This window comes from Xanthobacter oligotrophicus (genome assembly GCF_008364685.1).
Taxonomy (GTDB): Bacteria; Pseudomonadota; Alphaproteobacteria; order Rhizobiales; family Xanthobacteraceae; genus Xanthobacter; species Xanthobacter oligotrophicus.
In genome coordinates this window covers 221,680-243,758 of sequence record NZ_VTTL01000008.1, presented here as the reverse complement: position 1 = coordinate 243,758, position 22,079 = coordinate 221,680, and the positions used below count along the sequence as shown (strand labels likewise).

At 70.4% G+C, this 22,079-nt stretch carries 17 protein-coding genes; 8 read left to right on the top strand and 9 right to left on the bottom strand.

Annotation, left to right across the window (positions count from 1 at the left end; all coding sequences use genetic code 11):
- Positions 1–31 precede the first annotated feature (31 nt).
- The 3 genes from FZ033_RS15050 to FZ033_RS15040 form a co-directional block, all read right to left on the bottom strand.
- Complete coding sequence (locus FZ033_RS15050) at positions 32–3,178, bottom strand: efflux RND transporter permease subunit (protein ID WP_149576924.1); 3,147 nt, start codon at positions 3,176–3,178, stop codon at positions 32–34.
- A complete protein-coding gene (locus tag FZ033_RS15045) occupies positions 3,178–4,416 on the bottom strand; it encodes an efflux RND transporter periplasmic adaptor subunit (RefSeq protein ID WP_149576923.1) in 1,239 nt (412 codons plus the stop codon). The genes FZ033_RS15050 and FZ033_RS15045 overlap by 1 nt, the downstream gene beginning before the upstream one ends.
- A 110-nt stretch (positions 4,417–4,526) precedes the next feature.
- On the bottom strand, positions 4,527–5,225 hold the full coding sequence (locus FZ033_RS15040; protein ID WP_188079505.1) for a TetR/AcrR family transcriptional regulator: 699 nt from the start codon (positions 5,223–5,225) through the stop codon (positions 4,527–4,529).
- A 255-nt stretch (positions 5,226–5,480) separates the two neighbouring features.
- Between FZ033_RS15040 and FZ033_RS15035 the strand changes: the two genes are divergently transcribed.
- Positions 5,481–6,194, top strand: a complete 714-nt coding sequence (locus FZ033_RS15035) for a sulfate transporter family protein (RefSeq protein WP_149576921.1) — start codon at positions 5,481–5,483, stop codon at positions 6,192–6,194.
- A gap of 68 nt (positions 6,195–6,262) precedes the next feature.
- On the opposite strand, the gene FZ033_RS15030 is transcribed toward FZ033_RS15035, so the two are convergent.
- The 5 genes from FZ033_RS15030 to tsaD all read right to left on the bottom strand — a co-directional run bounded on the left by FZ033_RS15030 (position 6,263) and on the right by tsaD (position 12,224).
- The gene (locus tag FZ033_RS15030) at positions 6,263–7,621 is read right to left on the bottom strand and encodes an ABC1 kinase family protein (protein ID WP_149576920.1); all 1,359 of its coding nucleotides are present in this window, start codon (positions 7,619–7,621) and stop codon (positions 6,263–6,265) included.
- A 165-nt stretch (positions 7,622–7,786) separates the two neighbouring features.
- Positions 7,787–8,848: a hypothetical protein gene (locus FZ033_RS15025; protein ID WP_149576919.1), complete on the bottom strand. Its 1,062-nt coding sequence runs from the start codon at positions 8,846–8,848 to the stop codon at positions 7,787–7,789.
- A gap of 90 nt (positions 8,849–8,938) precedes the next feature.
- Positions 8,939–9,868 carry a histone deacetylase family protein gene (locus FZ033_RS15020; protein ID WP_149576918.1) on the bottom strand — a complete coding sequence of 310 codons (930 nt, stop codon included), beginning with the start codon at positions 9,866–9,868 and terminating at the stop codon, positions 8,939–8,941.
- Positions 9,869–10,144: 276 nt separating this feature from the next.
- Positions 10,145–11,149, bottom strand: coding sequence for an NAD(P)H-dependent glycerol-3-phosphate dehydrogenase (locus FZ033_RS15015; protein ID WP_149576917.1), 1,005 nt, complete (start codon positions 11,147–11,149; stop codon positions 10,145–10,147).
- 4 nt (positions 11,150–11,153) lie between these two features.
- Positions 11,154–12,224: a tRNA (adenosine(37)-N6)-threonylcarbamoyltransferase complex transferase subunit TsaD gene (tsaD, locus tag FZ033_RS15010; RefSeq protein WP_149576916.1), complete on the bottom strand. Its 1,071-nt coding sequence runs from the start codon at positions 12,222–12,224 to the stop codon at positions 11,154–11,156.
- Positions 12,225–12,330: 106 nt separating this feature from the next.
- On the opposite strand from tsaD, the gene hemC reads away from it, so the two are divergent.
- From hemC to glsA, 7 genes are all read left to right on the top strand, one after another.
- Positions 12,331–13,284, top strand: a complete 954-nt coding sequence (gene hemC / locus FZ033_RS15005; RefSeq protein ID WP_149576915.1) for a hydroxymethylbilane synthase — start codon at positions 12,331–12,333, stop codon at positions 13,282–13,284.
- Positions 13,285–13,644: 360 nt separating this feature from the next.
- On the top strand, positions 13,645–14,343 hold the full coding sequence (locus tag FZ033_RS15000; protein WP_149576914.1) for a uroporphyrinogen-III synthase: 699 nt from the start codon (positions 13,645–13,647) through the stop codon (positions 14,341–14,343).
- Between the two features lie 112 nt (positions 14,344–14,455).
- Entirely contained in the window at positions 14,456–16,105 is a 1,650-nt protein-coding gene (locus FZ033_RS14995; RefSeq protein WP_149576913.1) for a hypothetical protein, read from the top strand.
- On the top strand, positions 16,102–17,859 hold the full coding sequence (locus tag FZ033_RS24555; protein ID WP_149576912.1) for a heme biosynthesis protein HemY: 1,758 nt from the start codon (positions 16,102–16,104) through the stop codon (positions 17,857–17,859). The genes FZ033_RS14995 and FZ033_RS24555 overlap by 4 nt, the downstream gene beginning before the upstream one ends.
- A 182-nt stretch (positions 17,860–18,041) precedes the next feature.
- A complete protein-coding gene (gene lepA, locus FZ033_RS14985) occupies positions 18,042–19,847 on the top strand; it encodes a translation elongation factor 4 (protein WP_149576911.1) in 1,806 nt (601 codons plus the stop codon).
- Between the two features lie 92 nt (positions 19,848–19,939).
- Positions 19,940–20,122, top strand: coding sequence for a YegP family protein (locus tag FZ033_RS14980; RefSeq protein ID WP_149576910.1), 183 nt, complete (start codon positions 19,940–19,942; stop codon positions 20,120–20,122).
- Positions 20,123–20,236: 114 nt separating this feature from the next.
- Entirely contained in the window at positions 20,237–21,217 is a 981-nt protein-coding gene (gene glsA, locus FZ033_RS14975; protein WP_232847494.1) for a glutaminase A, read from the top strand.
- 92 nt (positions 21,218–21,309) lie between these two features.
- Here glsA and FZ033_RS14970 read toward each other — a convergent pair whose 3' ends face one another.
- Positions 21,310–21,810 carry a hypothetical protein gene (locus tag FZ033_RS14970; protein ID WP_188079514.1) on the bottom strand — a complete coding sequence of 167 codons (501 nt, stop codon included), beginning with the start codon at positions 21,808–21,810 and terminating at the stop codon, positions 21,310–21,312.
- Between the last annotated feature and the right edge of the window lie 269 nt (positions 21,811–22,079).

Below are 22,079 nucleotides of genomic sequence, written 5' to 3'. Positions count from 1 at the left end.
TCCCGCCCCGTCTGGTGTCCTGCGTCTGGGTTCATTCCGCTGCGCGGGGCAGGCCGGGGCTCGCGTGGGGCGGGGTTCCCGCGTGGTGGTCGCCCGGCTCGTCCTTGGCGCCGATGAAGCGGCCGAAGATGCGCCCGAGGATGTGGCTCAGGTCGTCCATCACCGAGAACACGGCGGGCACGAACACCAGCGACAGCAGGGTCGAGGTGATGAGGCCGCCGATGACCGCGATGGCCATGGGCGCGCGGAAGGCGCCGCCTTCGCCGAGCGCCATGGCCGAGGGCACCATGCCCGCCACCATGGCGATGGTGGTCATGACGATGGGCTGCGCCCGCTTGCGGCCCGCCTCGATGAGGGCGGTGGTGCGGTCGATCCCCTGGTGCATGGCCTCGATGGCGAAGTCCACCAGCAGGATGGCGTTCTTGGTCACGATGCCCATGAGCATGAGGAAGCCGATGATCACCGGCATGGACACCGAATTGCCGGTGATGAGCAGCGCGATGAAGGCGCCGCCCACGCTCAGCGGCAGCGAGACCAGGATGGTGATGGGCTGGAGCAGGTCGTGGAACAGCAGCACCAGCACCGCCAGCACCAGCATCAGGCCGGCGGCCATGGCCATGGCGAAGCCGGTGTTCACCTCCTCCATGATCTCGGCGTCGCCCGCCTCCTTCAGGGTCACGCCGGCCGGCAGGCGTTGCGCCGTGGGCAGGGCCTTCACCCGGGCGAGGGCGTCGCCCAGCGGGGTCTCGCCCACAAGGTCGGCCTCCACCGCGATGCGCCGGGCACGGTCGTAGCGGTCGAGGGCGGTCGGGCCCTTGCCGAAGCGCACGTCCGCCACAGCAGAAAGCGGCACCGCGCCGCCGGCCGCCGTGGGCACCTTCAGGGCGTCGAAGGTGGCAAGGCTGGTGCGCGCCTTCTCGTCGAGCTGGACGCGGATGTCGATCTGCCGGTCCTTGGCCGAGAACTTGGCGAGGTTGGCGGAGATGTCGCCGATCGTGGCGATGCGCACCGTCTCGGCGATGGTGTCCACCGAGACGCCCAGCTCCGCCGCCTCGTCGAGCTTGGGCACGATGCGGATTTCGGGGCGGTCCAGCGCCGCCGAGGAGACCACGTTGGCCAGTTCCGGAACGTGGGCGCGGATGTCCTTTTCGAGCGCGATGGCGGCATCTTCCACCGCCGACCCGTCATTGCCGGAGAGCACCACCTGGAAGCCGCGCTGGGTGTTCTGCCCGTTCTGGCTCCAGGAGAAGCGCGCGTCGGGAATGGCGGCCAGCGTCCGCGAGAATGCGGTTTCGAACGCCTTCTGGTCCATGTCGCGCTCGGCGCGGGGCTTCAGGTTGATGACGATCTGCGCCTTGCGCACCTCGCCGGCGGTGAGCGAGAGGCCGCCCGAGCCACCGGAGCCGGCGGTGGCATAGACGCTGCGCACCTCCGGCAGCTTCAGCAGGGTGCGGGTGATGTCGTCGGACACCTTCTGGGTTTCGGCCAGCGTGGTGCCCGGCGGCAGCTCCACCGAGAGCAGGGCGCGGGAAATGTCGTTGGTGGGCAGGAAGCCGGACGGCAGCAGGGTGGAGAGGAAGATGGTGCCGATGAAGATGGCGATGCCCATGCCGATGGTGGCGAAGCGGTGCCGCACCGACCACGACAACAGGCGCACATAACCCCGCATCACCGGCCCGTCGCCGGCTTCCCGGTGGCCGGTGTCGCGCAGGAAATAGGCCGCCACCAGCGGCGTGATGAGCCGCGCCACCGCCAGCGAGAACAGCACCGCGATGGCGACCGTCAGGCCGAACTGCTTGAAATACTGCCCGGCGATGCCGCCCATGAAGGACACCGGCGCGAACACGGCGGCGATGGTGAGGGTGGTCGCCACCACCGCGAGGCCGATCTCGTCCGCCGCCTCGATGGCCGCGCGATAGGGGGATTTCCCCATGCGCATGTGGCGCACGATGTTCTCGATCTCCACGATGGCGTCGTCCACCAGGATGCCGGTGACCAGCGTGATGGCGAGCAGGCTCACTGCGTTCAGCGAGAAGCCCAGCATGTCCATGACCCAGAAGGTGGGCAGGATGGACAAGGGGATGGCGAGCGCCGTGATCAGCGTCGCCCGCACGTCGCGCAGGAACAGGAACACCACGATCACCGCGAGGATGGCGCCCTCGATCAGCGTGTGCATGGCCGATTGGTAGTCCGACTTGGTGAAGCGGACCGTGGTGTCGATCTCGGTGACGGTGATGCCCGGATTGGCGGCCTTGAGCTTAGCGAGGTCCTCATTCACCCGGTCATAGACGGTGACGTCGGAAAAGCCCTTGGCGCGGTAGACGCCGAAGGCCACCACGCTCTTGCCGTCGAGGCGGGCGAACACCCGCTGCTCGGCGGCGCCGTCGATCACCTGGCCGAGGTCGCCGAGGCGCACGAAGCGGCCGTTGGAGAGCACGATGCGGGTTTCGGCGAGGCCTTCCATGGTGGTGGCGCCGGCGAGCGTCCGGATGGACTGCTCCTGCGTGCCCACCTCGCCGCGCCCGCCGGACACGTCGAGATTGGTGGCGCGCAGCTGCCGGCTCACCTCGGCGGCGGTGATGCCCAGCGCCATCAGCCGGTCGGGGTCGAGGGCGATGCGGATCTCCCGGTCGACGCCGCCCTGCCGCTTCACCTGCGCCACGCCGCGCACGCCTTGCAGCGCGCGGGCAATGGTGTCGTCCACGAACCAGGAGAGTTCCTCCGTGGTCATGTTGGGAGACGACACCGCATAGGTGACGATGGGCAGGCCCTCGATGTCCACCCGCTGCACCTGCGGCTCGTCGATGGAGCGCGGCAGGTCCTGGCGGATCTTGGTGACGGCGTCGCGGGTGTCGTTCACCGCGCGGTCCACCAGCGTCTCCAGATGGAATTCCACCGTGGTGATGCTGGCGCCCTCCGAGATGGAGGAGGTGATGTGCTTGACCCCGGAGACGCCGGCGATGGCGTTCTCCACCTTCTTGGTCACCTGGGTTTCCAGCTCGCTCGGCGCCGCGCCGGACTGGGTGACCGTGACCATGACGATGGGCACGTCGATGTTCGGCATCTGCGTGACCGGCAACTCGCGGAAGTGCACGATGCCCAGCACCACCAGGATGAAGAAGAAGACGAGGGAGGGAACCGGCTTGCGGATCGCCCAGGCGGAGACGTTGAGAGCCATCAGCGTGCCTCGCCCAGGGAGAGCGGCTGGGTGACCGGTGTCACCCGGTCGCCGTCGCGCAGGAAGCTGCCGGCGCGCGCCACCACGGCGTCGTCGGCGGCAAGCCCGCTGGCGACAAGGATGCGCCCGCTCTTCTTGAGGCCGGGCACGATGCGGCGCACACCGACGATGCCGTCGGTGACGGTCAGCACATAGGCCCCGTCCGCGTCGAACATGACGGCCGACTGGGGCACGGTGAGCCCCTTCACCTCGCCCAGATTGATGACGGCGCGGCCATAGGCGCCGGATTTCAGGCGCGGATCGTCGGGCAAAGCGATCTTCACCGTGCCGAGCCGCGAGGCGCGGTCCACCTCGGCGGAAACCAGGCGCACCTTGCCGTCGAGGGGCGCTTCGAAGCCGGCGGGCTGCACCTGCGCGATGAGGCCGTCCTTCATGCGCGGCATGGCGCTTTCGGGCACGTCGGCCTGAAGGTCCATGGCGCCGTCCTCGGCGATGCGGAACAGGGGCGCGGCGCGGGTGGAGAGGGCGATGGCGCCGAGTCGGGCCTCCCGCGACAGGATGAGCCCGGCGGCGGGGGCGCGCACGTCGGTGCGCTTCATCTTCACGTCCAGCTCGTCGCGCTGGGCCTTCACGAACACGGCTTCGGCCTCGGCGGCGACCAGGGTTTCGCGGGCGGCGGCCACCTGGGCGGTGGCTACCTTCACCGCGCGCTCGCGCTCGTCCAACTGCTCTTGGGAGGAGGTGCCGGTCTTGCGCAGCTGCCGGGTGCGCTCCACCGCGGCGGTGGCCTCGGTCTCCTGGGCGATGACCTGGTCGAGGGCGGCGCGCTGCTGGGCGATGGCGGCGCGGGCCTTGGCGGCGGAGGCGGTGTTCTGGGCCAGCTGGGTCTCCAGCACCTCGCGGGAGAGGCGGGCCAGCACCTGGCCCTTCTTCACCTTGTCGCCGGCCTCCACCAGGATTTCCATGAGGCGATAGCCCTCGATCTCCGGGCCCACCTCGATCTCCTCGCGCGGCTTCAGGGTGCCGGTGACGAGGAGGGTGTCGGTCATGGTGTCGGGCCTGGGCTTCACCACCGTCACCGAAAGCGCGGGCGGCGCCTTGGGCGCCGGGCTTTCGGCGGCCTTGGCCGGCTCCGCCGCCAGAACGCCGCCTGCGCCGCCGCCCGGCGCCGCGGCGCAGGCGAGGAGAACGGCCGCCGCCAACGCGGCGCGGATTGCGGGACGGACGGTCGCGGACATGATGAAGGAAGCCTCTTTCCGGATCGGGGCGGGACGGTGGGGCGAGACCACGGCATTAACGTGACGGAAGGCGGCCGTGGCGCCGCTTGCGGGGGGCTGTGGCATTGCGGTCACGCTTCAGCCTCCGCCGATGCCGGGGCATCCGGCGCGAGCATGCGCTTGACCAGCTGGGCGAACGCCGGCAGCCGCTCGGCAAGCCGCCACTGGGGATGCAGCTGATGGTGAAGCAGCACCCCGTCACCGATGATCTGGAGCAGCACAACCACCGTGTCGAGGTCCAGCGCCGGGTCGATCTCGCCCTGGGCCACAGCGTTGGTGAGGGCCGCCTTCAACTGGACGCGGCTCTCCTCCTCATGGGGTTCCACGGCGGCGCGCAGGTCCGCGTTGCGGATGGCCTCGGCCATGACCTCGGGGCCGAGGCGCGCCGTGGCGAGACAGCCTTCCTCCATCATCAAGGCTGTGCAGTCGGTCAGGGCGTCGAGCACGGACGGGGCCTTCGAGACGGCGTCGAAAAAGGCGAGCCGCTCCGCCCGCTCCCCCTCTGCGATGGCGGCGATGAGGGATTCCTTGGAGGGGAAATAGCGGTAGAGCGCGCCGGGGCTCATGCCCGCCTCGGCGCAGATCTTCTGCATGGAGGCGCCATGGAAGCCGTCGCGGGAGAAGCAGGCCACGGCGGCGGCCAGGATGCGCTGGCGCTGCTCGGTGCGGTGGTCCGCCCGGCTCGCGGGCGCGGTCTTGGGCGCGGTCTTGGGCGCGGACTTGGCGGTCGGCGGGGATTCGGCCGGCCGGGCCACGGTGGAAGAGGTCATGGGCAAGGGGTCCATCCGGCAACCGTACGCCGAAAGTGATGAGAGCGAATGTTCGTTCGCATTATCACGCTGCGCTGCGGCGAGCAAGAGTGAACGTTCGTTCGCGTCCCGGGCGGCCCGGCGGGGACCATCGCCGATGCGTAAAGTGCGCAGGCCCTTGTCTAAAGGCGCGACACGAGGTGCATCGTCCCGCGCCCCCTTGAGCCGCTGCGGCCGGCACCCTACTTCTCGCTTGGTTCAAACCCGGACGGTGCCATGCTCGCTTCTGCCCTGGAAGCCTTTCGCCAGACCTTCTCGCCGCTGCTGCGCGGCATGCTTTTGAAGTCCATGGCGCTGGCGGCGCTGCTGCTGGTGGGCCTCGCCATCGGGCTTGAGGCGGCGCTTACCCATTTCGTGCACGTGCCGTCCTATCCCTGGATCGAGACCACCCTCGCCATCATCGCCGGCTTCGGTCTCGTCTTCGGCATCATCTACCTGATGCCGGCGGTGTCTTCGCTGGTGGCGGGCCTGTTCCTCGACGACGTGGCCGAGCGGGTGGAACAGGCGAGCTATCCCATGGATCCGCCGGGCCGACCCCAGCCGGTGCTGCGCTCGCTTTTCTATTCGCTGCGCTTCTTCGGCGTGGTTCTGGCGGTGAACCTGGCCGCCCTGCTGCTGCTGCTGGTGCCGGGCGTGAACATCATCATCTTCTACGTGGCCAACGCCTATCTCATCAGCCGGGAATATTTCGAGCTGGCCGCCATGCGCTATCGCACGCCGGAGGAGGCGCGGCGGCTGCGGCAGGCCCATGGGGTGCAGGTGTTCGTGGCGGGGCTGCTGATCGCGCCGATCCTGTTCGTGCCCATCCTCAACCTCATCCTGCCGGTGTTCGGCACCGCCTTCATGGTGCATTTCCACCGCCGCATCGCCCCGCTTCCGGTGCTGCGCGACCGCGACGGCGCGCTGGTGATCGAGGGGCGGGCGCTGTAGTTTTTTCGTGACGCGTTTTCTTCACGCGAACCGGTACCCACTTCGCTCGAAAACGCTCTAGCTGGCCTTTAAAGCCCCGCTGCCCTCAGCGCATCCGACTGGCGCGCGGCCACCTCTTCGGCCGAGAAGTCGCCCATGGCGGCTTCGAACAGGCGGTGGAAATTCAGCTCCGCCTTCAGGTGCAGGAACACGGCGCCGAGGCCCACGGCGGCGCGGTCCATGAACACGAACTCGCGCGGCACCGTCACCGGCCCCAGCTCCTTCAGGGCCTTGTGCACGGTGAAGGCCTCCTTGCGCCCATACTGTCCCGGCGCCACGCCGTCGGCGATGGAACGCACCCGGTTGTCCATGAGCGGGCCGTAGATGAAGCGCGCCCAGATGTTGAGCACGTCGATCAGCTCCCGCTTCAGCCCCTTGAAGCCCCAGGTTTCGTAGGCGTGAACCACGCGGGCGTCGTCGCCGGCCATGAGGCCGCGATACAGGTCCACCACCCCGGCCACGAAGCGCGGCGGGAAGATGCGCACGCAGCCGTAATCGAGCAGGTTGATGCCCGCCGGCCGCCCACCCTCCGAGAACACCGTGTAATTGCCCAGGTGCGGGTCGCCGTGGATCACGCCGAACCGGCTGAAGGGCAGCCACCAGGCGGCGAACATGGCCTCGGCCAGCTGGTTGCGCTCCTCCAGCGGATGGTCGGTAAAGGTGAGGATCTTCTCCCCCTCCAGCCATTGCAGCGTCAGCAGGCGCCCGGTGGAGAGGTCGTCGCGCACCCGGGGCACCCGCACCCGCTTCTCGCTCGCGAGCATGAAGGCATAGAGCGTGGCGTGGCGGGCCTCGCGGCGATAGTCCAGCTCTTCGCGCACCCGCTCGCCGATCTCGGTGGCGATCTCGCGGGTGTCGATGGCCCCGTCCATGCGCCGCTGGATGGAGAACAGGATGTCGAGCTGGGAAAGGTCCGCCTCCACCGCCGCCTGCATGTCCGGATACTGGAGCTTGCAGGCCACGTCCTCGCCGTCCAGCGTCACCGCCTTGTGCACCTGCCCGAGGGAGGCGGCGGCGGCCGGCTGGTGGGTGAAGGACGCGAACCGCGTCTCCCAGTCGCGGCCCAGCTCCGCCATCATGCGCCGGCGTACGAAGGCCCAGCCCATGGGGGGCGCATCGCTCTGCAGCTTCTGCAACTCGGCGGCATATTCGGGGGGCAGCGCGTCCGGGATGGTGGCCATCAGCTGCGCCACCTTCATCAGCGGCCCCTTCAGCCCGCCGAGTGCGGCGGTGAGGGCGGCGGCATTGGAGCTGTCGCGGTCGAGGCCCATGAGCCGGGTGCCGGCGATGCGCGCCGCGACGCCTCCCACATTGGCGCCGACGCGGGCATAGCGCGCGGCGCGGGCCGAAAAGCGGTTGCGTTCGTCGTCGGCGATCTTGTCGGCCATGGGGGTCCCGGCGTGTTGCGCGTGCCGGGTTCTACGCTCAGGCGGCCCGGCCGGATCGAGAGGTGAGGGCGAGCAGGATGAGGAGCAAAAGCGGCGCGAGCGCGTCCGCGTCCGTCATGGGGCCGGCATTGCCCGCGGCAAAGTTGCCGGTCGCGAGGGCGTGGGTCAGGGCGCGTGGGGGCGGAAGCCCGCCACGCCGGCGTCGGCGTCGAAGAGATAGTCGAAGGCATTCAGCGCGCGCACGGTGGTGTTGACGAAGGCGGGCCGGTGCCCCCGGCCCACCAGTATTACCGCCTCCGGCACCACCGGATCACCCGCATCGCCCACCTGGAAGGCGTAGGCGGGTGCGGTGGCGCCGGGGCCGGGCGCGACGGCGAGGCGTGTCCCGTCCGCGACCACGGTTGCGCCGCGTGGCGTGCGGGTGGCGAGGCCCTCGGTCTGGGCCTGCGGCAGCGACAGGAACATGGTGGTGACCCCCGTATCCATCAGCAGCGTGCCGCAGGCGGCGGGGGTGCGGCCGGCGAGGGAGAGGCAGGCGGGCGTCGCCGCCCAGTCGCCGGTTTGCGGGTCGGTGGCGAGCTTCACCTGTGCAAAGCCCTGCGCGGCATCGCTTGAAAGGCCCACCGTCACGGACTGCCGGCGCACCACATAACCGCGCCCGAGGGTGCCGGGCTGGCCGGGCGTGCCCATGCCCGGCACATTGAGGAGGGGGTTGCGGTCGGGCGTCGCGCCGGGCTGGTGATCGCGGCTGCGGGCGAAGCCGATGCCGAGCATGGCCACGCGGCGCGGCGCCTCCTGCGGGCGGCAGCTGCGGGCGCGCTTCAGGCAGTCGATGCGGGTGACGGCGAGCACGCGGATGGGGCGGGTGGTGACGCGCGTGCCGTCCGCGCCGGTCAACGTCACCGGCGTCTCCACATAGACCCCGCGCATGATGCGGCCGGAGGAGGAATAGGTCAGTTCCCCCGGCCCGAGCTGCGGCAGGGCCTCGAAGCCGGCGATGGAGGTGGCGGACACCACCACGCCGGTGGAGCCGGTGTCCATCACCGCCCGGTGGATTTCGCCGCCCACCGACAGGCCGAGGGTGGGCGGTCGGCGGATCGGCGCGCCGTCCGGCGGTGCGTTGAGATAGGGCAGGGTGACGCCCTGCTGGGCCGCCGCCCCTCCCGCCAGCAGGATAGGCAGGGCGAGGGCGGCGAGGATGGCGGCGGGAGAGCTGAAGCGGTTCACGGCAGACGGTCCATGGATGGCGACGGCCTGTTCCTCCCGGCCCGGGGACGTGCGGCGCCGGGCAGGCTCCGCCGAGGCCCGCCCCGCCGCTCAGCCGTGCATGAGCGCGGAGACGTGGGCGGCGGCCGAGGTGGCGAGGCCTTCCAGGTCGTAGCCGCCTTCCAGCACCGAGACGAGGCGGCCCTTGCAGGTGGCGTCGGCCACTTCCATCAGCCGGCGGGTGACCCAGCCGAAGTCGGTGTCCAACAGGCGCAGCGAGGCGAGCGGGTCGCGGATATGGGCGTCGAAGCCGGCCGAGATCAGGATCAGGTCCGGCGAGAAGGCGGAGATGCGCGGCAGGATGCGCGTCTCCATGGCTTCCTTGAACACCGCCCCGTCGTCGCCCGAGCGCAGCGGGGCGTTGACGATGGTGTTGGCGTCCCCGGTCTCGTTCACGGCGCCGGTGCCGGGATAGAGCGGCATTTCGTGGGTGGAGCAGTAGAGCACGCTATCGTCGGCCCAGAAGATGTCCTGGGTGCCGTTGCCGTGGTGCACGTCGAAATCCACGATGGCGACCCGGCTGAGGCCGTATTTCGCCTGGGCGTGGCGGGCAGCGATGGCCACCTGGTTGAGCAGGCAGAAGCCCATGGGCTTGCGCGTCTCGCAATGGTGGCCCGGCGGGCGCATGGCGACGAAGGCGTTCTGCACCTTGCCGTCCAGCACCTCGTCCACCGCATAGCAGGCGCCGCCCACCGCGCGCAGGGCCGCTTCCCAGCTGCCGGGGGACAGCACCGTGTCCGAATCGATGCGCACCAGCCCTTCCTTCGGCGAGGCGCCGCCCAGGCCGTCGACGAAGTCGGCGGGGTGCACGCGGATGATGTCCTCGCGCGCGCCGAGGGGAGCAAGGTCACGGATGAGGTGGGTGAACTTCTCCTGCTCGAAGATACGGTCGAGGGCCCGCAGCCGGTCCGGCCGCTCGGGATGTCCGGGCGGGGTCAGGTGGTTGAGGCCGGCAGGATGGGTAACGAGCAGCGTGTGCATGAGCCTTGGCGTCTCCCTGAGCCGTGCGTCTTGGCCGTGCATCTTGGCCGTGGCTTGGTTTCCGGCGTGTTCGCCGTGTTGTTCTTGACATACCATATTCCAGCGCGACGGGCAGGATGTTGCGCCGGATCAAGAACGGCTTCCGACCAAAGGCGCGGGTGCCCTGCGTGCACGTCATACCAGCGGCCTTTTGCTTTGGCCGATGCCCAGTGGGCGCCGCTCAGGCGCCGCGCGGGCTTGATGCCGACGCGATGAGCGGCTCACCGGCCCGTGGCCTCAGCCCTCCGCCCGCTGGGGCCGGGCCATGAGCGCCTCGATGGCGCCGTCGATGGACAGGCGGCCCTGCAGCACCCCGTCCACCGCCGCGCTCACCGGCACGTCCACGCCCTTGGCGCGGGCCATCTCCACCAGCACCGAGGCGGTGAAGGCGCCTTCCGCCAGTTTGTCGCCGGTGGCCGCGCCCGCCCCCAGCGCCTGCCCGAAGGCGAAGTTGCGCGATTGCGGGCCGGAGGTGGTGAGGATGAGGTCGCCGAGGCCCGACAGGCCGGTGATGGTCTCCGCCTTCGCCCCATAGGCGCGACCGAAGCGCATCAGCTCGGCGAAGCCCCGCGCCACCAGCGCCGCCGCAGCGCTCGCCCCGAGCCGGCGGCCGGAGACGATGCCGGCGGCGATGGCTAGCACGTTCTTGGTGGCGCCGCCGATCTCCGCCCCGCGCACGTCGGTGGAATGGTAGAGCCGCAGCGTGGATGAGCCGAGCGCCGCCGCCAGCTCCGCCGCCAACTGCTCGTCATGGGCGGCGAGGGTGACGGCGGTGGGCAGGCCGGCGGCCACATCGGTGGCGAAGCTGGGGCCGGAGAGCACGGCCGGGCGGGCGCCGGGCATGGCCTCGGCGATCACCTCGCTCATGAAGGCGCGGGTGCCGCGCTCGATGCCCTTGGCGCAGGAGATCACCGGCAGGCCGTCGCGGGCCAGCGGGGCGAGGCGCGCCAGCGCCGCGCGGCAGGCCTGGGCCGGCACCACCAGCAGCAAGGCGTCGGTGGCGGCCACGGCGCCGAGATCCGCGGTGGGGGTGACGGCAGGGTCCAGCGCTATGCCCGGCAGGTCCGGCCGGTTCTCGCGCAACTGCGCCATTTCGGCCATGGCGGCGGCATCGCGGCCCCACAGCACCACCTCGTGGCCGGCCTGCCCGCTCTGGCGGCCGGCGCGGGCCGCGGCATTGGCGAGCGCGGTGCCCCACGCGCCCGCACCCATGACGCCGATGCGCCGGTAGGCAACAGCCATCGTGTCAGGCCCGGGCGTTGGCGGAGGCGGCGGCCACCGGGTCCAGCGGCCAGCGGGCGCGGGGGCTGAAATCGAACCGGTCGCGCATCCCGCGCGACAGCCGCTCGGCCCCCGCCCAGGCGATCATGGCGCCGTTGTCGGTGCACAGCTCCGGCGAGGGCATGGCGAAGCGGGTGTTCAGCTCGGCGGCCACCTTGGCCAGGGTTTCGCGGATCATGCCGTTGGCGGCGACCCCGCCGGCCACCACCAAGGCGGTGGGGCCACGGCCCAGCCGGTCGCGGAAGGCGCGGGCGCCGGCACGCACCCGGTCGGCGATCAGGTCCACCACCGCCGCCTGGAAGCTGGCGCACAGGTCCGCCACGTCGTCGTCGGAGAGCGGGGCGATGCGGTCCGCCTCCAGCCGCACCGCGGTCTTGAGGCCGGAGAGGGAGAAGTCCGGCTCGCGCCGGCCCATCATGGGGCGGGGAAAGGCGAAGCGGCCGGCATAGCCGAGCTTGGCCTGCGCCTCCACCTGCGGCCCGCCGGGATAAGGCAGGCTCAGCATCTTCGCCACCTTGTCGAAGGCCTCGCCCACGGCGTCGTCGAGCGTGGTGCCGAGGCGGGTGTAGCGGCCCACGTCTTCTATCGCGAGCAGCTGGGTGTGGCCGCCGGAGACAAGGAGCAGCAGGTAGGGGAAGGCGACGCCATCGGTGAGGCGGGCAGTCAGCGCGTGGGCTTCCAGGTGGTTCACCGCCACCAGCGGCTTCTTGGCGGCGAGCGCGATGGCCTTGGCGGTGGTAAGGCCGACGATGACCCCGCCGATGAGCCCCGGCCCCGCCGCCGCCGCGATGCCGGACAGCTCGGAATAGTCGGCATTGGCCTGGCGCATGGCCTCGGCGATGACGTGGTCGAGGATCTCCACATGGGCGCGCGCCGCGATCTCCGGCACTACGCCGCCATAGGGCGAATGGATCTCCACCTGCGAGCGGATGACATTGGAGCGGATGTCGGACGCCCCCGAGGGCGAGCGCGCCACCACCGCCGCCGATGTCTCGTCGCACGTGGTCTCGATGCCGAGCACCAGAAGATCGGCCACGCCCTCACCCTCCCGATCACGTTTTTCTGCGGTATCTCGCTATGGTGCCGCTGCGCCCGAACGCCGCTCTATCCCATTTCGATTCCGTCGCGCATTGTACGCCGCCATGAGTAAGAATACGAAATCCGTTTACCATTCCGTCCACCCCCGTTTGCGCATCGGCACCCGTGGCAGCCCGCTGGCCCTGTGGCAGGCCCATGCGGTGCGCGCCGCGCTCGCGGCCGCGCTTGGGGTGGAACAGGAGGCCATCGCCGTCGAGGTGATCAAGACCTCCGGCGACCAGATCCAAGACCGCGCGCTGTCCGAGGCCGGGGGCAAGGGGCTCTTCACCAAGGAGATCGAGGAGGCGCTGCTGGACGGCCGCGTGGACCTCGCCGTGCATTCGGCCAAGGACGTGGCGACGGTGCTGCCCGATGGCCTGCACCTGGCCGGCTACCTGCCGCGGGCCGATGTGCGCGACGCTCTCATCCTGAAGGCCGGCGCGGCGCTGGCCGACCTGCCGGCGGGCGCGAAGGTGGGCACCGCCTCGCTGCGGCGGGAGGCCCAACTGCGCCGCATCCGTCCCGACCTGAAGGTGGAGCTGCTGCGCGGCAACGTCCACACCCGCCTCGCCAAGGTGCGGGACGGTGATTTTGACGCCACCTTGCTGGCGCTGGCGGGCCTGACGCGCCTCGGCATGGCGCAGGCGGCGAGCTGCGTGCTGCCGACGGACGATTTCCTGCCCGCCGTGGGGCAGGGGGCGGTGGCCATCGAGTGCCGCATCGCCGATCCCGATACCAATGCCGCCATCGCCGCCATCGCCTGCCGCGACACCGGCATCGCGCTGGAGGCGGAGCGGGCGTTCCTCGCGGCGCTGGACGGCTCCTGCCGCACCCCCATCGCCGGGTTGGCCACAGTGGAGGGGGAGAATGTGCGCCTGCGCGGCCTCGTCCTGTCGCCGGACGGGAGTGATGCGGCGGAGATCGCGGAACGGGCGCCCATTGCAGACGCCGCCCGCCTGGGCGCGGAATGCGGCGCGAGCCTGCGCACCAGCGCGCCGGCGCGTGCGCTGGGGCTTTAGGGCGGGGCAGGCGGGATACCTTAGGTGTTCTGAGGTGACACGGGTTGGCTGGGCCGGGAACGCTGCAGAACCCTCTCCCGCTTGCGGGGGAGGGCAGGGTGGGGGCAGGGCCTCTCCGCAGTCCCGCCGCCGGGCTTTGTCCCCCAAGCGCTTTGCCCCCTCCCCAACCCTCCCCCGCAAGCGGGAGAGGGGGCGCTAGCCCGAAGAGGGGAGAGGTGGGGCGCCAGCCCGAAGAGGGAGACGACGCGGCAAGTGCAAACCGGGACACCGGCGCGGACTGAATTCTGTGAGCCTACGCCCACCCCATATTCTGACGACGGTTCTTTTCGAGCCCGGACACGTCTTTTTCAGAAGGCAGCCATGCATATTCTCGTCACCCGTCCGGAGCCTGCCGCCTCCCAGACCGCCGAGCGGCTGCGCACCCTCGGCCACGCGGTGACGGTGGACCCCATGCTGCGCATCGCGCCCACTGCGCCGACGCTGCCGGAGGGGCCGTTCGACGCGGTGGCCTTCACCTCCATCAACGGGGTGAAGGCGTTCGCGCTGCATCCGCAGGGGCCGGATTTTTTCCACCTGCCGGCCTTCGCGGTGGGTCCGCGCACCTCTAAGGAGGCGCGCGCCATCGGTTTCGCGAACGTCACCGACTGCGACGGCGACGCCTCGGCCCTCGCCGGGCGCATTGCCGGGGCGCTGCCGGCCGGGGCAAAGGTGCTGAATCCGGCGGGCGAGGATCGGGCGGCGGATCTCCAGGCGCTGCTGGCGGCGCCGGGCATCACGCTGGAGCTGGCCATCGTCTATGCCGCCCAGCCGGCCGATGCCCTCTCGGAAGAAGCGCGCGCGGCGCTGGCCAGCGGAACCGTGACGGCAGCTTTGCACTTGTCCCAGCGTACGGTGAAGACTCTGCTCAAATGCGTCGCCGCTGCCGGTCTTAACGATCGGTTGATTGAAGTGCGCCAACTGTGCCTGTCGGAGCAGGTGGCCGAGCCGTTCGTGAAGGCCGGACTGAAGGTGGAGGTGGCCACGGCGCCCAACGAGGACGCGCTTCTCGCCCTGCTGTGAAACGCCTGTGACACGACCTCGCGCAGCGGGGCGGTTGCGGCGCGACGCGGGGCGGTTTATCCGGAACCGGTACAGCGGATCCGAACTCACGATGGAGGCACGAGAGACGCCTATGGCGAGCGACGATCCGAAGGCGGAGGGCTTCGCGTCCCGCCCGTCCCGCACCCCGCCCACGCTGGACCTGAAGGCCGAGGAGGTCGCGACCGCTTCGGGCGCCACCGGTCCGGCCGCAGCCCAGGCGACTGGCGTGAAGAGCATCCCGGCCCAGGGCGCCGCCTCCCCGGAGCCCGGCAAGGACCCGAAGGCCGCCGGTGCCGACGCCAAGCCTGGCGATCCGAAGCCGGTCGAAGCCAAGCCGGCTCCGTCCATGCCGGTCGAGCCCAAATCTGCTGATACCAAGCTCTCCAGCGCCCCGTCGACCGGGCCGAAGCTGTCGGACGCCAAGCCGTCTGATGCCAAGCCGGCCGATGCGAAGCCCGCAGACGCTAAGCCGGCGGGATCGAAGCCGGCCGAGGCCGCTGCATCCGCCCCCGGCGAATCAGCCGCGCCCGCCGGCAATGCCGCCAAGGCCTCCGCGCCCGTCCCGCCCGCACCCGCGCGTTCGGGTGGCGGCGGCGCGGTGTTTGCCGGGCTTATTGCCGGCATCATCGGCGGCGGCGCCGTGGCCGGTGGCCTTTGGTATGCGCTTCCGCAATTCTTCCCGCCGCCCGCTCCCGTGGTGGAGCCGGCCCCGGTGGTGAACCTCACGCCGCTGCAGAACCGCATCGCCGCCCTGGAGGCCCGCCCGGCCTTCGATCCGCGCTCTATCGCCGCCTTGTCCGAGCGGCTGGAGCGCAGCGAAGCGACCCTGAAGTCTCTGGACGCCACGGTGGCGGCGCTGAAGTCCGCCCCCGCCCCGGCCGGCACGTCCGCTCAGGCTCAGGCCCCCGCGCCCGCGGTGCCGCCGGCGCTGTTGAAAACGGTGGATGACCTGAAGGCGAGCAGCGAGGCGACGCGGGACGCCCTCGCCACCGCCCGCCGCGACATCGAGGCCCTGCGTACGGTGGAGAGCAACCTCCATACGGCGGTGGCCGCCGCCACGGCTGGCGCGCAGCAGGCCGGCGCCCAGGCGCAGGCGCAGGTTCAGGCCCTCGCCCAGTCCCTCACGCCGAAGGTGGAGGCCGTCGGCCCGCGCCTCGATGCGCTAAAGGCGCAGATCGAGGAGGCGACCGCCGCCGCCACCGCCTTCAACCGCGCGGCCGCCGGCCTCGTGGTGCTTTCCACCTTCCGCGATGCGGTGGTCTCCGGCCGGCCGTTCGCGGCGGAGCTGGCCGCGGCCCGCATCACGCTGGGGCCGGCCGCCGGCCAGCTCGATCCGTTCGCCCCAGCGGCGGCGGCGGGCTATGCGGTGCCGTCCAAGCTCGCCGCCACGCTGGCGCAGCAGGGCGCCGCCGCCATCGCCGCCGAGCGGCCCGCGGCCGCCCCGGTGGACGCGTCAACCTCGCTGGTGGACCGGCTCCTGGCCTCGGCCGAGAGCCTGGTTAAGGTGCGCCCGGTCACAGGTCCCGGCTCGGTGGATCTGGAAGGCCTCATCGCCACCGCTGTCGGTCAGGTGAAGGCCGGCCAGCTGGATGACGCCCTCATCACACTGAAGAAGCTGCCGGAACCCGTGCAGGCCCGCCTTGCCGTGATCCGCGAGATCGAGGCGCGCACCGCTGCGGTGCGTGTCGCCGGGACGCTCTACCAGCAGCAGCTCGCCGCCATTTCGAGGAAGGTGCCGTGATCCGCCTCGTCCTATTCCTGCTCCTGCTCGTCGCCATCACCTTCGGCGTCTCCTGGCTGGCCGACCGGCCGGGCGAGGTGACGGTGGTGTGGGAAGGCGTAGCCTATGGCACCACCGTGCCCGTGGCGCTGGCGGTGATCGCCGTCGTCGCCGGCCTCATCCTGATTTTGTGGCGCATCCTGTCCCTGCTGGTGCGCTCGCCGAAGATCATCGCCGCTTTCTCCCGCCGCCGCCGGCGCGAGAAGGGCTGGAACGCGGTGACGCGCGGCCTGCTCGCGGTGGGCATCGGCGACAATGCCGCCGTGCGCCAGGCCCGGCACGATGCCGCCCGCCTGCTGCCCCACGAGCCGCTCACCCACCTGCTCACCGCCCAGGCGGCGCAGCTGGATGGCAAGCACGAGGTGGCGGTCGCCGCCTTCCGCGCCATGGTGGACAAGCCCGAGACCCGCCTGCTCGGCCTGCGCGGCCTGCACATGGAGGCGCGCAAGGCGGGGGACAAGGCGGCGGCCTACGCCATCGCCGAGGAAGCCGCCTCGGCCGCGCCGACGCTGGGCTGGGCGGCGGATGCCGTCATCGAGGCGCGCTGCGCCGCCGGCGACTATGCCGGCGCGCGGGGCGTGTTGGAGCGCCAGATGGCGCTCAAGGGCATCGACAAGGCCCAGTACCGCCGCCGCAAGGCGGTGCTCCTGGCCGCCGAGGCCATCGCGCTGGAGCATTCCGATCCGCTGGTGGCGCGGGAGAAGGCGGTGGAAGCGGTGCGCCTCGCCCCCACCCTGGTGCCCGCCGCCGCCTGCGCCGGCCGCCTGCTGGGCGCCGCCGGCGAGCTGCGCAAGGCGGCCAAGGTGGTGGAGACCGCCTTCGCCACCAATCCCCATCCCGAGCTGGCGGACGTGGAGGCCTATCTGCGGCCCGGCGACGCGGCACAGGATCGCCTGAAGCGCATCCGCACCCTGGTGAACCGGGCGCCCAGCCACCGCGAGAGCGCCATCGCCCTGTCCCGCGCCGCCATCGACGCGCAGGAGTTCCGGCAGGCCCGCCTGGTGCTGGAGCCGCTGCTCGCCGAGCCGAGCCAGCGCGTCTGCCTGCTCATGGCCGAACTTGAAGCCGCCGAACATGCCGATATCGGCAAGGCTCGCGAATGGACCGCGCGCGCCGTGCGCGCCCATCGCGACCCGGCCTGGATCGCCGACGGCGTGGTGTCGGATGCCTGGGCGGCGGTGTCGCCGGTGTCCGGAAAGCTCGACGCCTTCGTGTGGGAGGTGCCCCCCGGCGTCTCCGCCACCCCGATCCTTGAGCATGAGGCCGAGCGGGTGAAAGCGGCCATCGCCGCCGTCCGCGCCAGCGAGGAGGCCAAGGCGCTGGAGACCAAGGCTTCGGAGGCCAAGGCCCAGGAAGCAGCTCTCGCCGCGGCGGTTGCGGAGGCCTCCGCCCGCTCCGGCGCGCAGGTGGACATTTTCGTGCCTGCGCCTCCCCCTGAGCCGGTGGCGGAAAAGGCGCAGGAGCCGACGGAGGTCGCCGCCCCACCGGCCCCTTCCACGCCAGCACCGACGAAGCCGGCACCGGCGCCGGTTTCCCCGGAGCCGACCCCCGCTCCCGCTCCCGCTCCCGCAACAGCCGCGAACGGGAAGGGGAAGCCGTCGCGTCCCGCCCCCATCGTCGCCCTGCCGCCCCTGCCGGATGATCCGGGACCGGACGGGGAAACCCCCGACGAGCCGGAGACCCCAGGCAAGAAGCGCCGCCTGATGGGGCTTTGAGGGCCGTCTTGTCCCGATCGCGTTGAGACGGGCGCGCGCGTTCGCCAAACGGCGGTGGTGCGCGCCCCTGCGAGAGTTATCGTCGCCGAGCCCGTTCGGGCGGGGTTCGTGCCGCCCCTTCTCCCGCCCCGCGCCGGCCCTCCCGCCTTGTGGCGAACCCGCGCCGATGCTATGCGGCGCGGATGACCGCCAGCGCCCAGAAGAACATTCGCAACTTCTCCATCGTCGCCCACATCGATCATGGGAAATCGACCCTCGCCGACCGCCTGATCCAGATCACCGGCGGTCTCACCGAGCGGGAGATGACGGATCAGGTGCTCGACAGCATGGACATCGAGCGCGAGCGCGGCATCACCATCAAGGCCCAGACCGTGCGCCTGTCCTACAAGGCGCAGGACGGCGAGACCTACATCCTCAACCTGATCGACACCCCCGGGCACGTGGACTTCGCCTATGAGGTGAACCGTTCGCTCGCCGCCGTGGAGGGCTCGCTGCTGGTGGTGGACGCCTCCCAGGGCGTGGAGGCGCAGACGCTGGCCAACGTCTACCAGGCCATCGACAACAACCACGACATCGTCCCGGTCCTCAACAAGATCGACCTGCCCGCCGCGGAACCCGAAAAGGTGAAGGCGCAGATCGAGGACGTGATCGGCCTCGACGCCTCCGACGCCATCGGCATCTCGGCGAAGACCGGCCTCAACGTGGACCAGGTGCTGGAAGCCATCGTCACCCGCCTGCCGCCGCCCATGGGCGATCGCGCCGCGCCGCTGAAGGCGCTGCTGGTGGACAGCTGGTACGACACCTATCTCGGCGTGGTGGTGCTGGTGCGCATCATCGACGGCGTGCTGAAGAAGGGCCAGCGCATCAAGATGATGGGCTCGGGCGCCGTGAACGACGTGGACCGCGTGGGCGTTTTCACCCCCAAGATGGTGGCCATGGCCGAGCTTGGCCCCGGCGAGATCGGCTTTCTCACCGGCTCCATCAAGGAAGTGGCGGACACCCGCGTCGGCGACACCATCACCGAGGAAAAGCGCCCCTGCGCCGACATGCTGCCGGGCTTCAAGCCGGCGCAGCCGGTGGTGTTCTGCGGCCTGTTCCCGGTGGATGCGGCGCAGTTCGAGGATCTGCGCGCCGCCATGGGCAAGCTGCGCCTCAACGACGCCAGCTTCTCCTATGAGATGGAGACCTCCGCCGCGCTGGGCTTCGGCTTCCGCTGCGGCTTCCTCGGGCTGCTGCACCTGGAGATCATCCAGGAGCGGCTGGAGCGCGAGTTCAACCTCGACCTCATCGCCACCGCACCCTCGGTCATCTACGAAATCCAGATGATCGATAATTCGGTCATCGACCTGCACAACCCGGCGGACATGCCGGACGTGGTGAAGATCGAGGAGATCCGCGAGCCCTGGATCCGCGCCACCATCCTGACGCCGGACGAGTATCTCGGCTCGGTGCTGAAGCTGTGCCAGGACCGGCGCGGCAACCAGATCGAGCTGACCTATGTGGGCGCGCGGGCCATGGTGACCTATGACCTGCCGCTCAACGAGGTGGTGTTCGACTTCTACGACCGGCTGAAATCCATCTCCAAGGGCTACGCCTCCTTTGACTACCAGATCACCGAGTACCGTCCCGGCGACCTGGTGAAGATGTCCATTCTGGTGAATTCGGAGCCGGTGGACGCCCTCTCCATGCTGGTGCACCGCGCGCGCGCCGACGCACGCGGCCGGGTGATGTGCGAGAAGCTGAAGGACCTGATCCCCCAGCATCTGTTCAACATCCCGATCCAGGCGGCCATCGGCGCCAAGATCATTGCCCGCGAAACCATCAAAGCCCTGCGCAAGGACGTGACCGCCAAGTGCTACGGCGGCGACATCTCCCGCAAGCGCAAGCTTCTGGACAAGCAGAAGGAAGGCAAGAAGAAGATGCGCCAGTTCGGCAAGGTGGAGATCCCGCAGGAGGCCTTCATCGCCGCGCTGAAGATGGACGAATAAGGCGCGGGCACCCGCTTTGCGCGCAGTCGCGAATCACTGCACCTTTGCCTGAGCCGGTCCGGCCGCCGCGTCGCGCCGCAGGGAGGCAAGCCATGGCGAAGTTCGAGGTCTACAAGGACAAGGCGGGAGAGTTCCGTTTCCGCTATAAGGCGTCCAACGGAGAGATCATGTTCTCCTCCGAGGGCTACAAGGCCAAGAAGTCGGCGCTGGACGCCATCGAATCCATCAAGAAGAACGTTCCTGGCGCTCCGGTGGACGACCTCGACAAGGGCTGAGCGCGGCCGGTGCCGGTCCTCGCTCCCAGCCCATTCGCAGGCATGGCATGGTCCGTGCTTGAGTAGAGCTCTGGCGGGCGTGACGTGCGGGCCGCAGCGGGAAGGGGAGGGCTCATGTCGCCGAACACGGGTCTTGCCTCCGGCCTCGAGACCGCCGCGCGCGCCGCCTTCGAGCGTGCGCGGGATGACCAAAGCGGGGAACTCGCCACCTACATCCCCGAGCTTGCGCGGGTGGTGCCGGATCGCTTCGGGATCGCGCTCGCCGGCGTGGACGGCCACGTGTTGGGCGTGGGCGACGTGGACGTGCCCTTCACCATCCAGTCCATTTCTAAGGCGCTGGCCTATTGCATCGCGCTGGAAGCGCTGGGCCGGGACAAGGTGCTGGCCCATGTGGGGGTCGAGCCGTCCGGCGATGCCTTCAACGCCATCGTCTTCGATGCGCTCTCCAATCGTCCCTTCAACCCCATGGTGAATGCCGGGGCCATCACCGTGTCCGGCCTCCTCGCCGAGGCGTTCGGAGCGGAGGCGTTCGAGGTGGTGCTGGACCGCTTTTCCGCCGCCGCCGGCCGCCGGCTGGTGATGGACGAGACCGTGTTCCGCTCGGAGGCGCAGACCGGCCACCGCAACCGCGGCATCGCCCATCTGCTGAAATGCGCGGGCGCGCTCGGCGCCGATGTGGACGACGCCGTCGATCTTTATTTCCGCCAGTGCTCCATTCTCGTCACCGCCACCGACCTCGCGGTGATGGGGGCGACGCTGGCCAATATCGGGGAAAATCCGCTCACCGGCAGCGCCGTGTTCGCGGTGGAGGCGGTGCGCAACACCCTGTCGGTGATGTTCACCTGCGGCATGTATGATTTTGCCGGCAACTGGGCTTTCGACGTGGGCGTGCCGGCGAAAAGCGGGGTGGGCGGCGGCATCCTCGGCGTGGTGAACCGGCAATTGGGCATCGGCACCTATTCGCCACGGCTCGACGCCAAGGGCAATTCGGTGCGCGGCATCGCCGCCTTCCGCGACCTCACCGAGGAGATGGGGCTGCACGTGTTCGACCCCACCAACCGCGGCTCGTCCCTGCTCAGCGCCTATCGGCGCTGAACCGGCTTTCGCGCTGCGGGGCGGCGCGGGGACGAACTGGCGGGGGAAGAACGGCCGGCTGGAAGCCGGCCGGAGAGGTCAGGCGCGCCGGCTCAGGAGCAGCGCACGTAGACCATGGTGCCGTAGCGGCGGGAGACCTCGGGGTCCAGCCACTTCAGCACCAGCACGTTGCCGTCGAAGCGCACCACCTGCCGGTCGCGCTCGCCGCCCGCTGGGTCCTCGGGCGGGCCGATATAGGTCGGGCCGCCGGCCACCTGCTTCGACACCACTTCGGTCAGCTTGTTGTCGTCGGCGAGATACATCATGACGCCGCCATTGGTGCCGGCGGTGATGACGTAGGGGTTGGAGCACTGGGCGCGCGCCTGGTTCTCGGTCCGGGTGGCGTCGTCCGGCCGGTGATAGGCGGCAAGGCCCCAGCGGCCCACCAGGCGGTCGGGCGGGATCGGGCTGGTGAATTGCGGGCGGGCCGGGGGCGGCGGCTCGGTGGGGCCGCTCGCGCACCCGGCGAGGGTCAGCGCCAGTCCGGTTACGGCAATGCCCAGCAGGCCGGCGCGCCGCGCGGCGCCCACATGCGACTTTGATCCCGCAAACATCTTCGTCATGTGATTTCCGAGGCCTCCCGCCGCCACGACCCTCAGATCCATTGGGATCCGTTACCCGATTGCCCGCCATGCCAGCCGGTTGCACCGACCATAATGGCTGGCGCCGCCCGCGTCGATGCCGCCGCGCCCCGCGAATCGCGAAGGATCGACGCCAGTGTGCAGCAAAGCTAGACCACGCGGGTTACGGCTTTCCTAGCTGCCCTTTGGGGCCGCGGCCCGATCTCATGCTGCAGCGCGCCTTGACGGGGCGGGGTGGCCCG

Bases quoted from the DNA above. Each gene is read 5' to 3' on its own strand.
- hemC (WP_149576915.1), top strand. From the start codon at position 12,331: ATGAGTAAGAATACGAAATCCGTTTACCATTCCGTCCACCCCCGTTTG.
- FZ033_RS15015 (WP_149576917.1), bottom strand. From the start codon at position 11,149: ATGGCTGTTGCCTACCGGCGCATCGGCGTCATGGGTGCGGGCGCGTGG.
- FZ033_RS14995 (WP_149576913.1), top strand. From the start codon at position 14,456: ATGGCGAGCGACGATCCGAAGGCGGAGGGCTTCGCGTCCCGCCCGTCC.
- FZ033_RS15035 (WP_149576921.1), top strand. From the start codon at position 5,481: ATGCTCGCTTCTGCCCTGGAAGCCTTTCGCCAGACCTTCTCGCCGCTG.
- FZ033_RS15050 (WP_149576924.1), bottom strand. From the start codon at position 3,178: ATGGCTCTCAACGTCTCCGCCTGGGCGATCCGCAAGCCGGTTCCCTCC.
- FZ033_RS15045 (WP_149576923.1), bottom strand. From the start codon at position 4,416: ATGTCCGCGACCGTCCGTCCCGCAATCCGCGCCGCGTTGGCGGCGGCC.
- FZ033_RS14970 (WP_188079514.1), bottom strand. From the start codon at position 21,810: ATGTTTGCGGGATCAAAGTCGCATGTGGGCGCCGCGCGGCGCGCCGGC.
- glsA (WP_232847494.1), top strand. From the start codon at position 20,237: ATGTCGCCGAACACGGGTCTTGCCTCCGGCCTCGAGACCGCCGCGCGC.
- lepA (WP_149576911.1), top strand. From the start codon at position 18,042: ATGACCGCCAGCGCCCAGAAGAACATTCGCAACTTCTCCATCGTCGCC.
- FZ033_RS15040 (WP_188079505.1), bottom strand. From the start codon at position 5,225: ATGACCTCTTCCACCGTGGCCCGGCCGGCCGAATCCCCGCCGACCGCC.
- FZ033_RS15000 (WP_149576914.1), top strand. From the start codon at position 13,645: ATGCATATTCTCGTCACCCGTCCGGAGCCTGCCGCCTCCCAGACCGCC.
- FZ033_RS15030 (WP_149576920.1), bottom strand. From the start codon at position 7,621: ATGGCCGACAAGATCGCCGACGACGAACGCAACCGCTTTTCGGCCCGC.
- FZ033_RS15020 (WP_149576918.1), bottom strand. From the start codon at position 9,868: ATGCACACGCTGCTCGTTACCCATCCTGCCGGCCTCAACCACCTGACC.
- FZ033_RS14980 (WP_149576910.1), top strand. From the start codon at position 19,940: ATGGCGAAGTTCGAGGTCTACAAGGACAAGGCGGGAGAGTTCCGTTTC.